The 14,550-nt window shown below is 63.4% G+C and carries 11 protein-coding genes; 3 read left to right on the forward strand and 8 right to left on the reverse strand.

Translation table 11 applies throughout. The features are described 5' to 3' along the window. Positions 1 to 713, reverse strand: a 713-nt coding sequence (locus P273_RS0107380) for an AAA family ATPase (RefSeq protein ID WP_024627814.1), incomplete at its 3' end; no start/stop codon positions are given. A 246-nt stretch (positions 714 to 959) separates the two neighbouring features. Between P273_RS0107380 and P273_RS0107385 the strand changes: the two genes are divergently transcribed. Further along, positions 960 to 2,474 carry an amino acid ABC transporter substrate-binding protein/permease gene (locus tag P273_RS0107385; protein ID WP_024627815.1) on the forward strand — a complete coding sequence of 505 codons (1,515 nt, stop codon included), beginning with the start codon at positions 960 to 962 and terminating at the stop codon, positions 2,472 to 2,474. Positions 2,475 to 2,560: 86 nt separating this feature from the next. Continuing rightward, on the forward strand, positions 2,561 to 3,286 hold the full coding sequence (locus P273_RS0107390) for an amino acid ABC transporter ATP-binding protein (protein WP_029676294.1): 726 nt from the start codon (positions 2,561 to 2,563) through the stop codon (positions 3,284 to 3,286). Positions 3,287 to 3,297: 11 nt separating this feature from the next. On the opposite strand, the gene P273_RS0107395 is transcribed toward P273_RS0107390, so the two are convergent. The 7 genes from P273_RS0107395 to hisS all read right to left on the reverse strand — a co-directional run bounded on the left by P273_RS0107395 (position 3,298) and on the right by hisS (position 12,926). Beyond that, positions 3,298 to 5,901, reverse strand: a complete 2,604-nt coding sequence (locus P273_RS0107395; protein ID WP_024627817.1) for an RNA helicase — start codon at positions 5,899 to 5,901, stop codon at positions 3,298 to 3,300. Between the two features lie 74 nt (positions 5,902 to 5,975). Further along, the gene (locus P273_RS0107400) at positions 5,976 to 7,139 is read right to left on the reverse strand and encodes an amino acid ABC transporter permease (protein ID WP_024627818.1); all 1,164 of its coding nucleotides are present in this window, start codon (positions 7,137 to 7,139) and stop codon (positions 5,976 to 5,978) included. A gap of 6 nt (positions 7,140 to 7,145) precedes the next feature. Next, positions 7,146 to 7,823, reverse strand: coding sequence for an amino acid ABC transporter permease (locus P273_RS0107405; RefSeq protein WP_024627819.1), 678 nt, complete (start codon positions 7,821 to 7,823; stop codon positions 7,146 to 7,148). A gap of 1 nt (position 7,824) precedes the next feature. Beyond that, complete coding sequence (locus P273_RS0107410; RefSeq protein ID WP_029676295.1) at positions 7,825 to 8,655, reverse strand: glutamate ABC transporter substrate-binding protein; 831 nt, start codon at positions 8,653 to 8,655, stop codon at positions 7,825 to 7,827. Between the two features lie 43 nt (positions 8,656 to 8,698). Continuing rightward, positions 8,699 to 9,514 carry an amino acid ABC transporter ATP-binding protein gene (locus tag P273_RS0107415; protein ID WP_301280166.1) on the reverse strand — a complete coding sequence of 272 codons (816 nt, stop codon included), beginning with the start codon at positions 9,512 to 9,514 and terminating at the stop codon, positions 8,699 to 8,701. Positions 9,515 to 9,698: 184 nt separating this feature from the next. Next, positions 9,699 to 11,501 (reverse strand): aspartate--tRNA ligase, encoded by a 1,803-nt coding sequence (gene aspS / locus P273_RS0107420; RefSeq protein ID WP_024627822.1) that lies wholly within the window; start codon positions 11,499 to 11,501, stop codon positions 9,699 to 9,701. A gap of 39 nt (positions 11,502 to 11,540) precedes the next feature. After that, the gene (gene hisS / locus P273_RS0107425) at positions 11,541 to 12,926 is read right to left on the reverse strand and encodes a histidine--tRNA ligase (protein ID WP_024627823.1); all 1,386 of its coding nucleotides are present in this window, start codon (positions 12,924 to 12,926) and stop codon (positions 11,541 to 11,543) included. Positions 12,927 to 13,010: 84 nt separating this feature from the next. On the opposite strand from hisS, the gene P273_RS0107430 reads away from it, so the two are divergent. Continuing rightward, positions 13,011 to 14,486, forward strand: coding sequence for a DUF349 domain-containing protein (locus P273_RS0107430; protein ID WP_024627824.1), 1,476 nt, complete (start codon positions 13,011 to 13,013; stop codon positions 14,484 to 14,486). Positions 14,487 to 14,550: the final 64 nt, after the last annotated feature.

The raw sequence follows: 14,550 nt of genomic DNA on the forward strand, positions 1-14,550 counted from the left end.
TTGGCACGAGGCCCGTCCTCGGTGACGGCCCCGGCTGCAGCCTCCAAAATGGTCAGGGCCCGGCGGGCGTCGCCCCCCGAAAAACGCACTATCTGGTCTAAAGCCGCTGGATCCAGCCGTACCTGATCCTTGAGCCCTCGCTGGTCCTTGACAGCCCGGCGGATCAGCTTGGCCAGGTCCTGGTCGTCCAAGGCCTCCAGCTTGACCACCACCGAACGCGAAAGCAATGGCGCAATGACTGAAAAGCTTGGATTCTCCGTGGTGGCTGCGATAAAGGTCACATCCCGGTTCTCTACGCTGGGCAGCAGGGCATCCTGCTGGGACTTGGAAAAGCGGTGGACCTCATCGATGAAAAGGACCGTCTCCTGACCCTGGCTGACCAGCCGCTCCCGAGCCTGGGCGAGAACCTGCCGCACCTCCTTGACACCCGAGGTGACGGCCGAAAGCTCCTCGAAATGCCGCCCGGACTGTCGAGCCACAATGTAGGCCAGGGTGGTCTTGCCCACTCCAGGAGGGCCGAAAAGAATGACCGAGCTGGGAGCCGTCAGACGGTTGTTCGGATCCGACCGGGCCAGCCGTTCCAAGGGGGTTCCCGGAGCCGTGACCTTATCCTGGCCGACCACCTCGTCCAGGCTCCTGGGTCGCATCCTGACCGCCAGAGGCAGGGTGTGCTCCTCGGGGGGATCCGCTGCCTGGAAGAGATCATCAACCATCTGCACTACCTCATTCCTCGGGGCCCCTATGGCTCCCCGACCTCACCAGCATAGGCCTGCGTCTGCCGCAAACAGCAGGACGAACGCGCTAGACTGGGAACCCATATAGCCGTATCGCCCAGCGCGTAGTTGGGCTCCGGAAACCCGGTGTGTGTACAGTTTACTGGTCATCCGCCTGAATATCTTCAGGAAGGCCCATGAAAAAACCGGGACCGGCACAGGTCGGAACAATAAGGAGAATCGCCAGTGATCGCCAAGCATGTTCGCCAGGGATGGACATCCGGTCCGGGCAGGTGGGCCATGGGCCTGCTTGCCCTGATCCTGGGGCTCTCAGCCCTGATCGTCGCCCCCCTGGCCACCCCGGCGCAGGCGGCCCAGGACTCACCCGCCGCACAGGCGGTCCACGGACGCACCTTCCGCGTCGCCACCGACACCACCTTTGCCCCCTTCGAGTTCCGCGACTCCTCCGGCAAGTTGGTCGGCATCGACATGGATCTGATCCGCAAGATCGCCGACATCGAGGGCTTCTCGGTGCAGATCCAATCCCTGGGATTCAACGCCGCCCTGCAGGCCTTGAACTCCCAGCAGGCCGATGTGGTCATAGCCGGCATGACCATCACCGACCAGCGCAAGCAGGTCTACGACTTCACCGACCCCTATTTCGACTCCGGCGTGCAAATGGCCATTGCCAAGGATAACGAGCAGATCCACAGCTACAAGGATCTGCGAGGCAGCGTGGTGGCCGTCAAGACCGGCAGCGAGGGCGAGGCTTTCGCCAAGCAGCGGGCGGCCCAGTACGGCTTTAGCGTCAAGGCGGTGGACCAGTCCTCCACCATGTACGAGATGGTCAAGTCCGGCAACGCCCAGGCGGTCATTGACGACTACCCGGTCCTGGCCTACGGCATCGCCCAGGGCAACGGGCTGAAGACCGTGACCAAGAAGGAGCCCGGCGCCTCCTACGGGGCGGCCGTCCGCAAGGGCGAGAACAAGGAATTTGTGGCCGCCTTCAACGAGGGTCTGGCCAAGATGAAGGCTGACGGCAGCTATAAGAAACTGGTCGACTCCTATGTGGGCAGCAGCCATTCCGGCAAGAATGACTCCGCCTCCCGGCCAGGATTCTTCGAGCTGGTCCGTCAGGCCTTCCCCTCCCTGATGCTGGGCCTGCGCAACACCCTGGCCATCACGGCCATATCCTTCGTCATCGCCCTGGCCATCGGCATCATCCTGGGACTGTGGCGGATCAGCCCCAACCGTATCCTGTCCTGGATTGCCCGGATCTACGTGGCGGTCTTCAGGGGCACACCCGTCCTGGTCTGGGCCTTCTTCTTCTACCTGGGCGTTCCCCAGCTGATCGGCCACCGCATCAGCATCTGGCTGGCCGGCGCGCTGACCCTGTCCCTGAACTCCGGAGCCTACCTGGTCGAGATCGTGCGCGGGGCCATCGACTCGGTGGACGTCGGGCAGATGGAGGGGGCACGCAGCCTGGGCCTGACCCGTCGCATGGCCCTGCGCCGGGTCATCCTGCCCCAGGCCGTCAGAATCGCCACTCCCTCCATCATCAACCAGCTGGTCATCATGCTCAAGGATTCCTCCCTGCTGCTGGCCATCGGCTTCGGCGAACTGCTCTACCAGGCCCAGCAGATCTACGCGGCCAACTTCCGCGTGACCGAGACCCTCTTCATGGTGGGCGTCATCTACTTCGTCGCCATCAGCGCCCTGACCTGGATGGCCAATATGCTCGATAGGAGGCTGCATCGATGAACTTCGAGGACCCGGACATGGACACCGGACGACTGACACGTCGCATCCGTCAGAACCAAAGTCACCTCAGCCAGGGAAAGTCCCAGATGGCCGTATCCATCCGCGACCTGCACAAGCGCTACGGCGACACCGAGGTCCTCAAGGGGATCGACATGGAGGTCAAACCGGGCGAGGTCATCTCCATCATCGGCCCCTCGGGCGCGGGCAAGTCCACCCTGTTGCGCTGCATCAACGCCCTGGAGACGCCGACCTCGGGCACCATCAGCGTCTATGGAATCGACATTTCCGATCCAAAGACCAACATCGACAAGCTGCGCGAGCACGTGGGCATGGTCTTCCAGCACTTCAACCTCTTCCCCAACATGAGCGTGGCCGACAACATCATGCTGGCCCCGCACATGCTGCACAAGACGCCTAAGGAGGACGCCCGGCAGCAGGCCCTGGACCTGCTGGAGACCGTAGGTCTGCAGGAGAAGGCGGACGCACGACCCACGGACCTGTCCGGCGGTCAGCAGCAGCGTGTCGCCATCGCCCGGGCACTGGCCATGCACCCGGACATCATGCTCTTCGATGAGGCCACTTCGGCCCTGGATCCGGAGATGGTGGGCGACGTGCTCCAAGTCATCCGCTCCCTGGCCGAGGGTGGCATGACCATGATCCTGGTCACCCACGAGATGGCCTTCGCCCGGGAGGTCTCCTCCAGGGTGATCTTCACCGATGCCGGGATCATTGAGGAGGAGGGCACGCCCGAGCAGATCTTCGGCCACCCGCAGAGCCCTCGGCTGCAGTCCTTCCTCTCCAAGGTCCTGTAAAAGACCCCGGCCTAGAGCTCCATCAACTCCTCGATGGGACCCACTCGGTATTCCTTGAAGACCACCTGACCGCTCTCCTGAGTGGCATCCAGATCCACGATGCCGGCGATGCCCCAGTCGCGTTCGCCCTCGACATCGTCGAAGATCTGCTGGACCCGCCAGGTGTGGCCCTGACGCTCGTCCCGGTCATCCAGGCTGAAGAAGTCCGAGGACCGGGCCTGGGCATCGGTCAGGATCTGCTCATGGTCCTCGTAGAGGTCGTCCAGCGCGTCGCTCCAGGCCCGCAGGCCGTAGCCCCAGTCTGCATCCAGGTCGGCCAGGGCCTCCGGCCGGTCGGCGGCCACCAGCTCCACCCGCTGGAACATGGCGTTGCGCACCAGCAGGGTCAGCCCCCGCCGGTCCGTCACCACCTGGTTTTCCACCTTGGGCGGGGCGGCATCTAGCCCACTCGGGACTTCGCCATTTTCAGCCCTGCCTGCGGCCTCCCACTCATCCACCAGGCTGGAGTCCACCGAGCGCACGATCAGTCCCAGCCAGGCCAGGATATCCTCCAGCCGCTCATCCATGAACTCTTCGGGAACCGTCCTGCTCAAAGCCCGATAGGCATCGGACAGGTATCGCAGCAGGGTCCCCTCCGACCGGGATATTCCGTAGCGGGCGATGTAGCCGTTGAAGTCCGAGGCCGTCTCGATCATGTCCCGCAGCACGGATTTGGGATGGATCTCATAGTCGTTGGCCCAGGGAACGTCCCGGCGGTAGCGGTCGAAGGCCTCCCCCAGCAGCTCCTCCAGGGGCTTGGGCCAAGTCACCTCCTGCAGGCGCTCCATCCGTTCCTCATACTCCAGGCCATCCTCCTTCATCTGCTGGATGGCCACGTCGCGGGCCTGCCGCTGCTGGGCCTTGAGTATCTGCCGAGGATCCTCCAGTGTGGCCTCGACCATGGAGAGCAGATTCATGTCATAGTCAGCATCCTCGGGATCCAGCAGTTCCAGGGCGGCCAGCAGGAAGGGCGAAAGGGGCTGGTCCAGGGCGAAGTCCTCGGGCAGATCCACGGTCGTGAAGTAGTCCAGGCCGCCGTCCGGGTTCCGTTCAGTTTCGATGACTCCGGTGTCGGTCAAGGTCTGGAAGATTTCGTCAGCCCGGTCCTGCAGGTGCTCCTTCTGCTGCGGGGTCTGACGGGAGTCCTCGATCAGGTCCTCCACCCGCCTCCTGGCATCCCCGCCCTGATCAACCTCGTTGAGGACCATGGCGTGGGTGATCTTCAGGTGCGGCGTCAGGGTCTCAGGACGGGCCTCAATCAGCTTGTCGAAGGTTCCCTTGCCCCAGGTGACGAACCCCTCCTGAGGCTTCTTGCGTTTGATCCGCTTGAGCTTCTTGGGATCGTTGCCCGCCTTGGCCACGGCCCTGGCGTTCTCTATCTCGTATTCAGGTGCCTCGGCCACGACCAGTCCGCTGGTGTCGAAGCCCATGCGCCCGGCCCTACCGGCGATCTGGTGGAATTCCCGGGCCCGCAGACGACGCATCTTGTAGCCGTCGAACTTGGTCAGTCCGGTCAGCAGGACCGTATGAATGGGCACGTTGATGCCCACCCCCAGGGTATCTGTGCCGCAGATGACCGGCAGAAGGCCATCCTGGGCCAACTGCTCAACCAGGCGCCGGTATCGTGGCAGCATGCCCGCATGATGGACCCCGACCCCGGTGCGCAGCAGCCGCTGCAGAATCCTGCCGAAGGCCGTGGTGAAGCGGGTGCCAGCCATGGCCTCCTTGATCCGGTCGCGCTGGTCCCGGTCGGAGACCCCCGTGCTGGACAGGGCCTGAGCCGTCTCCAGGGCGGCATCCTGGGAGAAATGAACGATGTAGACCGGCGAATCCCCATCGGCCAGCAGGGACTCCACGGTGCTAGGCAGGGGGGTGTCCACGTAACGGTAATCCAGTGGCACCGGCCGGGGGGCATCGGCCACGATGTCCACACCCACACCGGTTTTGCGCTCCAGGTCCTGGGCAATCTGATCCACGTCGCCAAGGGTGGCCGACATGAGCAGGAACTGCACATCTGGCAGGGTCAGCAGGGGCACCTGCCAGGCCCAGCCTCGGTCCGGGTCCCCGTAATAGTGGAACTCATCCATGGCCACGCACCCGATATCGGCATGCCTGCCCTCCCTCAAGGCCTGGTTGGCCAGGATCTCGGCCGTGCAGCAGATGACCGGGGCATCCGTGTTGATGTGGGTGTCGCCGGTGATCATACCCACCCGGTCGCGACCCAGAACCGAAACCAGGTCGAAGAATTTCTCTGAGACCAGGGCCTTGATGGGGGCCGTGTAGTAGGAGCGCCGTCCTGTGCATAGGGCGATGAAATGCATGGCCAGGGCCACCATGGACTTGCCCGAGCCGGTCGGGGTCGACAGAATCACATGGTCACCTGAAACCAGGGAAAGCACAGCCTCCTCCTGATGCGGCCAGGGGGTGATGCCCCGGGAAGCCACCCAGGAGAAAAAGCGGTCGTAGATCTGATCCTCGGTCAGGTTGCGAGGGCCTCCCGCCTCGGGAACCAGGTCACCTAGGGATGGAGGCTGGCCGGTTGGGGCGGTTGAGGAATCAGCATGTTCTTGGACCATGTCCACCAGTCTATCCGGCCAGGCACACAAGTCCGGCCGGAGACTGGCTTCGGATCATGGGAGCTGAAGACTAGTCAGTCCTTGTCTCTGCCCTCTTGATTCTTGCCCTCGTCCTTCTGATCGTCGTCGGAGCGGCTGCCGCGTCCAGGCTTGAGGAAGTCCGGAATCTCCAGGCTCGCCTTGTGCGGATCGACCAGCGTGTCGGGCTGGGTCCTGTCATAGCCCTGGATGTAGCGGGTCTTCCTCCAGTGCTGGATGGAGGCGTTTGATCCACGGTGGTGGGCATGGTACTGCAGCGGCGCGCCGCCGTACCGGTCCTCATCCACCTCCTTGGCCACGGCTATCTGGTTGACATTGGAGGGATCCATGATGGCCACAGGCGCGGCCGGTTCCACGAAGTCGGCGGGGGCGGCGGTGCGCTCCTGCATCTTCTTGGGCAGCCAGCGGGCGAAGTGGGACAGCAGGAAGCAGACGAAGAAGTAGACCACCGAGGCCACCACCAGGGTCTGCAGGATGTTGAAGTACATGGAGCCCAGGCGACGGGACTCCTGCAGCAGATCCGTGTACATGATGATGGAGCCCAGAGCCGTATCCTTGAGGACCACGACCAGCTGGGTCACGGCCGCCGGCAACATGGCATAGACGGCCTGGGGAACCTCAATCTGCATCAGGGACTGGGTCCTGGTCAACCCCAGGGCCAGAGAGGCCTCGCGCTGGCCATTGGGCAGGTTGCCCACGCCAGAACGAATCAGTTCAGCCACCACGGAGCCGTTGTAGAGGATCAGGCCCAGCACGACGGCCCAGTAGGAGGCCTGGCTGATTCCGGCAAAGGCGAACCAGCGCCAGAAGAAGATCATCATCATCAGCACCGGGACGGCCCTGCAGAACTCCACTATGACACCTGAGACTGCCCTTACCAGCCCGTTGGGCAGCAGACGGCCGATGCCGAAGACGAATCCGAAGATGACCGAGCCTATCACGGCAACAACCGAGGCCTTGATGGTCAGCCAGAGCCCGGGCAGGTAGAAGTCCGACCAGGCTTCGTAGTCCAGGGCCGGGCGCCAGAGCTCCCAGCTCAGCTGGTTCTCACCGTCCGGAGGGTTGTGCAGCCTCATCAACACCAGGATGACCACGATGGCGAAGATGACGGCGGCTATCCAGTTGGCGATTCGTATGGTGCGCCGGCCCTTGGGACCGGGTTGATCGAAGAGCAGCGAGCTCTCATTGTCCTGTGCCATGGCCGCTCACCTCCTCACTGCCAGCTTGTTGGACAGGTACGTGGTCAAGGCTCCGATGGGCAGAACCAGAATCACATATCCCAGGGCGAAAATCAGGAAGATGGCCACAATGGCGTTGGCGTGGAACTCGATCATCTCGCTCATCAGGGAGGAGCTCTCGGAAGCCACGGAAGCGGCTGCAGCCACGGTGGAGTTCTTCAGCAGGGCGATGAAGGTGTTGCCCAGGGGCGCCACCGACCCGCGGAAGGCCTGGGGCAGAATGATCTGCGAGGCCGACTGGAAGAAACTCAGCCCCAGGGCACGGGCCGCCTCGGCCTGACCCAGGGGCACCGTGTTGATGCCCGAGCGCAGGGATTCGCAGACGAAGGCCGCCGTATACAGGGACAGGCCCGTCACCGCCAGCCAGAAGAAGTTGACGGAGAATTCCGGCGAGAAGCTGATCTTCAACTGAGCGAAGGCCCCCAGAACCATGAAGACCATGATGATGGTCAGAGGCATGTTCTGGAAGAACTCCACATACCCTCGACCGACGGCCCTCAGGGAGGAGATGGGCGAGATGCGCATGATCACCAGGATGATGCCCAGAATCAGCGAGAAGAGGGCCGACCAGAGGGTCAATTGAATGTTGACCCAGAAGGCTGCCGGGATGTCGTAGTCGGAAAACAGTTCGATGATGGTTGACATCTCACTCTCCTTCCGTTGGCTTGGGCGGGTTGTAGCGTGGGTCGGGTTTGTAGTGGGTGCCCCGGGTGTTGTTCTCCAGCGCCCGCTGCCAGGAGCCGTTGGCCTCCATGTCGGCCAGGGCCGCGTTGATCTTGTGGGCCAGCTTGGTATTACCCTTCTTGATGCCTACGCCGTAGTACTCCTGGGTGAAGGGTTTGCCCACCAACCGCAGCCTTCCACGGGAGGCGGAGGCCAGCCCGGCCAGGATGATGTCGTCAGTGGTGACCGCATCGACGATGCCGGAGAAGAGGGCCGTGGCGCATTCGGCATAGCCGGGCTGCTCCATCAGCTGGACCTCCTGAGCAAACTTTTTCTTGACAGTGACGGCCGAGGTGGATCCGGTCACCGAGCACAGACGCTTGCCGTTGAGGTCCTCGGGGCCGCGGATCTGATGGTCCTCCTTGCGCACCAGCAGGTCCTGGCCGGCCACGATGTATGGTCCGGCGAAGGAGACCGCCCGCTTGCGTTCATCCGTTATGGAGTAGGAGGCCAGGATCATGTCCACGTCGCCGTTCTGGAGCATGGCCTCCCGCTGCTTGGAGGGGGCCTCCTTCCAGACGATGTCGTCGGCGCTGTACCCCAGCTTGTCGGCGATGTAGGTGGCCACGTCCACGTCGAAGCCCACATAGGTCCCGGCCTTCTTGAAGCCCAGACCAGGCTGGTCGAACTTGATGCCCACCCGGATCTTGCCTGCCTCCTTGTCGGAGCCGCAAGCCGCCAGAGAGACCAGGCAACCCAGTGCGCACAGGATTGCGGTCAGATTCCTGGCCAGCCGTTTCAACGGCCGGCCCATGCCATGCATGCTTGCATTCATGCGGATACGCTTCCCTCCTGCTTCAGTGGGTCAGAATCTTGGACAGGAAGTCGGCGGCCCGCTGGGTCTTGGGGTGGTCGAAGAAGTCGTCGGGGTCGTCCTTTTCCAGGATTCGTCCGTCGGCCATGAAGACGATATGGTCGGCCGCCTGACGGGCAAAGCCCATCTCATGGGTCACGCAGATCATGGTCATGCCCTCCTGGGCCAGTTGGATCATGACATCCAGCACCTCGTTGACCATCTCCGGGTCCAGCGCTGATGTGGGCTCGTCGAAGAGCATGATCTTGGGCTGCATGGCCAGGGCGCGGGCGATGGCCACACGCTGCTGCTGGCCGCCGGAGAGCTGGGAGGGCATCTTGGAGGCCTGGGATTCCACGCCCACCCGGGCCAGGAGGTCCATGGCCAGGTCCTCGGCATCCTTCTTGGGCATGTGGCGCACCTTGATGGGCGCCAGGGTCATGTTCTCCAGGATGGTCTTGTTGGCGAAGAGGTTGAAGGACTGGAAGACCATGCCCACCTCGGCCCTGAGCCGAGCCAGGTCGCGTCCCTCCTGGGGCAGGGGCTCCCCCTCGATCCTGATGACACCGGAGTCGATGGACTCCAGACGATTGATGGTCCGGCACATGGTGGACTTGCCGGAACCTGAAGGCCCGACCACCACTAGCACCTCGCCGGTGTCGACCTGCAGGTTAATGTCCTTGAGGACGTGCAGGCTGCCAAAATGCTTCTCGACGTGGGCCAGCTCGACCAGCGGCCCGGACTTGTCCTTGACGGGGCGATCCGAGGCCGGTTTCTCCGGCAGAATCCGCTCCGACGGCTGTTTGGTTGTTTCGCTCATATTGGGCAGTTTACTCATCCTTTGTTGCAGAACGGCCATAGAAACGGTTCTCATGAACAGCGGAGCCCTTGGCCAAGCGCGACCGATTGACCCGCCAATGCATAGAGGGGCAGAAACAATAAGGGCCGGTCTCCCGCAGGATTCCAGCCCTTATAGTCTCTCGTCGATCAGTGACCAAGTGCGCTCAGTCGGCATCCTCCTGATCCGGCTCCCAGTCCACGCCGGTCTCGGCGCGTTGCTGGTCGGAAATGGGTGCAGGGGCACCGGTCATGGGATCCTGGCCGCCACCGGACTTGGGGAAGGCGATGACATCGCGGATGGAGTCGGCTCCCGTCAGGATCTGGGCGGTCCTGTCCCAGCCGAAGGCGATACCCGCGTGGGGCGGAGCACCGTACTTGAAGGCATCCAGCAGGAAGCCGAACTTCTCCTGGGCCTCCTCGGGGCCGATACCCAGCACCTTGAAGATTCGGTCCTGGATGTCGTCGCGGTGGATACGCACCGAGCCGCCACCCATCTCCTCACCGTTGCAGACGATGTCGTAGGAGTCGCTCATGGCGTGCTCGGGATCCTTGTCGAATCGGTCGATCCAGTCGGCCGAGGGCATGGTGAAGGGGTGGTGCATGGAGGTCCACTTGGAATGGCCCACGGCCACATCGTCGTCATCGGGGTCGTCGGTAGGCTTGAAGAGCGGGAAGTCCACCACCCAGGTCAGAGCGAATTCGTCGGGCTTGAGCAGTCCCTGGCGGCGGGCGATCTCCACACGGGCCGCACCCAGCAGGGTCTGCGAGGCCTCGCGGGGACCGGCTGCGAAGAAGACGGCATCGCCATCCGAAGCACCCACAGCCTCCTTGAGGCCCTGACGCTCGGCATCAGACAGGTTCTTGGCCACGGGTCCCTTGAGGGTGCCCTCGCCGGTGAACTGGACGTAAGCAAGACCCTTGGCACCCCGCTGGCGGGCCCATTCCTGCCAGGCATCGAACTGCCTGCGGGGCAGGTTGGCCGCACCCTGGTAGACCACGGCGCCCACGTAGGGGGCCTGGAAGACCCGGAAGGGGGTGTCCTTGAAGTAGTCGGTCAGTTCGACGATGGGGTTGCCGAAGCGCAGGTCGGGCTTGTCGGAGCCGTACTTGTCCATGGCCTCCTGCCAGCTGATCCTGGGAATGGGCAGGGTGACCTCGAATCCTGCAGCCTTCCAGACCTCGGCAATGACCTGCTCGGCCATGGCCATAACATCCTCCTGGGAGGCGAAGCTCATCTCGATGTCCAGCTGGGTGAACTCGGGCTGCCTGTCGGCGCGGAAGTCCTCGTCGCGGTAGCAGCGGGCGATCTGGTAGTAACGCTCGAAGCCACCCACCATCAGCAGCTGCTTGAGTAGCTGGGGGGACTGCGGCAGGGCATACCAGGATCCGGGCACCAGACGGGCCGGCACCAGGAAGTCGCGGGCACCCTCGGGCGTGGACTTGATCAGGGTCGGTGTCTCGATCTCACAGAAGTCCATCTTGTCCAAGGCGGCACGGGCGGCACGATTCATGGCGGCCCTCAGGCGGATGTTGCGCTGCATGGAGGGGCGGCGCAGGTCCAGATAACGGTAGCGCAGCCGCACATCCTCGCCGGGCAGCTTGTTCTCGGCCTCGTTCTCCAGGGCTGTGGACACCTGGAAGGGCAGGGCGGCAGACTTGGCCAGTACCTCGATCTTGTCGGCCACGATCTCGATGTGCCCGGTGGACAGGTGCTCGTTGTCATTGCCCTCGGGACGTTCGCGAACCTTGCCGGTGACCTGGATCACGTACTCGCTGCGCAGGGGCCGGGCCTCTTCCTCGTCATAGATGACGATCTGCACCAGACCGGAGCGGTCACGCAGGTCGATGAAGGCCACGCCTCCGTGATCCCGGCGGCGATCCACCCACCCGGCCACCGTGACCTGGCGACCGACCATATCTTCAGTGACATCCGTGGCGTAGCTGGTTCTGTAAGCCGACTGGCCCATGCTTTCCTGTACCTCCATAATGCTCGGCCTGCCCCTGCGTCAGGCCTGGTATTCCACACTCTGCCGGGCATACAGGCTATCCGGCGTCCACGACACCAGGTCAGCCGGAATCTGTTCGCCGGTAATGATGTTCTTGACCTGGTCGCCCTCCTGCTGGCCCTCCTTGGCGGGGAACCAGACATAGGGGATGCCCAGGTGGTCGGCATAGCGGATCTGCTTGCCGATCTTGGCTGCGGTGGGTGCCACGTCAGCGGCGATCCCCCTGGCACGTAGGTCCTGGGCGATGTGGTTGCTGACGGTGCGATCCTCCTCGTCCCAAACAGCGACCATGACCGCCGCCGGGGAGACCCGAGAGGCCTGAACCCCCTGGGCCAACAGGTAGGAGAGCAGGCGCGAAAGCCCGATGGACAGCCCCACACCCGGGTAGGTGCGATTGCCCTGGCTGGCCAGGTTGTCATAACGGCCGCCGGAGCAGATGGATCCCAGGGACTGCGCCCCCTCAAGGAAAGTCTCATAAACAGAGCCGGTGTAGTAGTCCAAGCCGCGGGCGATCTTCAGATCGGCGATGACCGAGCCCGGCCGGATGCGTGCGGCCTCGTCGATGATCATGGCCAGCGTCTCCAGCCCCTCAATGGCCAAGGCGTATGAAGAAGACTGCTTGTCGATGCCAACCTTGTCGACCAGGGCGTCGAACCGCTGGCGCAGCTGCTCGCCATCGTCGGCAGTCAGCTCGGCCAGATCCAAGCAGGCCCTGGCCTGGTCCTGGTTGGCACCGCACTCACTGACCAGCAGGCTGGCCACCTCGTCAGGGCCGATCTTGTCCAGCTTGTCGATCTCGCGCAGCACGCCCTCGACATCCTCCAGGCCCAGACCCCGGTAGAATCCCTCGGAAAGCTTGCGGTTGTTGGCATGCACGGTGGGCTTGGGCAGTCCGAAGGCCCGCAGCTCCTCCAGGGCGCTCAGCATGACCAGGGGCACCTCGACCTCGTAGTGGTCGGGCAGCTCCCCGTTGCCGATCACATCAATATCAGCCTGGACGAACTCTCTGAACCGTCCCTCCTGGGGGCGCTCCCCCCGCCAGACCTTCTGAATCTGCCAGCGCTTGAAGGGGAAGGTCAAGTCGTTGCTGTGTTCCACCACGTAGCGGCTCAGCGGCACGGTCAGGTCAAAATGCAGGCCCAGCCGACGCTCCACCGGCACATCCTTTTCCTGGCCCAGATCCTGCAGCCGGGAGAGCAGGTAGATCTCCTTGCTGGTCTCCCCCTTCTTGAGCAGGCTGGAGCCCTCTTCTACGGCCCGGGTCTCAATGCCGATGTAGCCGTTCAACTCGAAGACCTTGCGGAGCGTGTCGATAATGCGCTGCTCCACCACTCGTTGTGAAGGAAGCCATTCAGGGAAACCGGATAGAGATGTGCCTTTTGCCATAAGAACCTATACTATAGGAGGTCAAGGAAAATGGTACTGCCATATTTTGCGATCTCTCCAACACACAAGCCTAAGGAGCTGGCCATGGCCGACAACACCGCCATCACACCCGAGAACACCTCGACACCGCAGGAGGAGCACACCGCGGATGCGGCGGGCCAGGTCGCCGCTGCCACGACACCCGAAGCCGGACAGACCCAGAGCGCATCGGTACCGGCCGAGCCTAAGCCGGCAAAGCCCAAGGCAGTCCCCTCCCCTGCGGCTTTAGCCCACAAGGCCCCTCATGTCAAGGCCGCTCCGGCCGCTCCCACCTACAGCCAGGAGGAGATCGACAAGGCCGAAGCCTTCGGCCGGGTGGACGAGCAGGGCAATGTCTTCGTCCGCGAGGGCGACCAGGAGCGTCAGGTGGGCCAGTTCCCCAACGCTGATGCCAAGGAGGCCCTGAACCTCTACGCGCGCCGCTACCTGGACCTCAAGGAGAAGCTGAATCTCTTCGCCTCCAGGCTGCGCAGCCCTAAAATCAAGGCCCACGAGATTGACGAGTCCATAACCTCGCTCAAGGAGGAGACCAGCCAGCCCGAGGCCGTCGGCGACCTCGCAGCCCTCCGCACGCAGTTGGACAAGTTGGCCGAACAGGGGCAGGCACGCAAGGCCGAGCTGGCGCAGGCACGCAAGGATGCCATGGCCAAGGCCATCAAGGAGCGGACCGCCATCGTGGAGAAGGCCGAAGAACTGGCTGCCTCCTTGGGCGACTCCACCAACTGGCGTTCCACAGCGGACAAGTTCCGTTCCCTCTTCGAGCAGTGGCAGCACCACCAGCGCACCACCATCCGCATCGACAAGGCCGACGCGGACGCGCTCTGGAAGCGCTTCTCCTCCGCCCGCACCACCTTCAACCAGGCCCGGCGCAAGTGGGCCCAGCAGCGTGATGCCCAACGGTCAGAGACCAAGCGGATCAAGGAGGAGATCATCGCCGAGGCCGACCAGATCAAGGACTCCACCGACTGGGGACCCACCTCCCACCAGTTCAACGAACTTATGGACCGTTGGAAGCAGGCCGGACGGGCAGGACGTCAGGATGACGATGCCCTCTGGGCCCGGTTCCGTCAGGCCGCGGATGTCTTCTTCAACGCCCGTCAGGCAGACCGGGATAAGACCTCGGTCAACGAGCGCGAGAACCTGACCAAGAAAGAAGCCCTGGTGGCCAAGGCCGAGGCTCTGCTGCCCGTCAAGGATGCCAAGGCCGCCAAGCAGGCCCGGCAGGAGCTGGCCAAGATCCAGGAGGAATGGGACGGCATCGGCTTTGTCCCCCGTGACGACGTGCGCCGGATCGAGGGCAGGATGGATGCCGTAGATCGGCAGATCAAGGCCGTGGAGGATGCGGCCTGGAACCAGTCGGATCCCGAGGCCGATGCCCGCGTCTCCAGCTTCGAGCAGCAGCTGGCCGCCCAGCTTGAGGACCTGGATCGTCGGATCGCCGCCGAGCAGGATCCGGCAAAGAAGCAGGAGCTTGAGGCCGAAAAGGCCACCAAGGAGCAGTGGATGAACGCCGTGCGCTGATCGCATCTGACTGCTTCAGGGCCCCCAGTCTGGTCATCGACCACCGGGGGCCCTTCCGTAACCA

Source organism: Bifidobacterium sp. A11, assembly GCF_000499185.1.
Taxonomy (GTDB): Bacteria; Actinomycetota; Actinomycetes; order Actinomycetales; family Bifidobacteriaceae; genus Bombiscardovia; species Bombiscardovia mizhiensis.

Coding starts and splice junctions, on each gene's coding strand:
- hisS (WP_024627823.1), bottom strand. CDS start 12,926: ATGGCAAAAGGCACATCTCTATCCGGTTTCCCTGAATGGCTTCCTTCA.
- P273_RS0107415 (WP_301280166.1), bottom strand. CDS start 9,514: ATGAGCGAAACAACCAAACAGCCGTCGGAGCGGATTCTGCCGGAGAAA.
- P273_RS0107410 (WP_029676295.1), bottom strand. CDS start 8,655: ATGGGCCGGCCGTTGAAACGGCTGGCCAGGAATCTGACCGCAATCCTG.
- aspS (WP_024627822.1), bottom strand. CDS start 11,501: ATGGGCCAGTCGGCTTACAGAACCAGCTACGCCACGGATGTCACTGAA.
- P273_RS0107405 (WP_024627819.1), bottom strand. CDS start 7,823: ATGTCAACCATCATCGAACTGTTTTCCGACTACGACATCCCGGCAGCC.
- P273_RS0107400 (WP_024627818.1), bottom strand. CDS start 7,139: ATGGCACAGGACAATGAGAGCTCGCTGCTCTTCGATCAACCCGGTCCC.
- P273_RS0107430 (WP_024627824.1), top strand. CDS start 13,011: ATGGCCGACAACACCGCCATCACACCCGAGAACACCTCGACACCGCAG.
- P273_RS0107395 (WP_024627817.1), bottom strand. CDS start 5,901: ATGGTCCAAGAACATGCTGATTCCTCAACCGCCCCAACCGGCCAGCCT.
- P273_RS0107390 (WP_029676294.1), top strand. CDS start 2,561: ATGGCCGTATCCATCCGCGACCTGCACAAGCGCTACGGCGACACCGAG.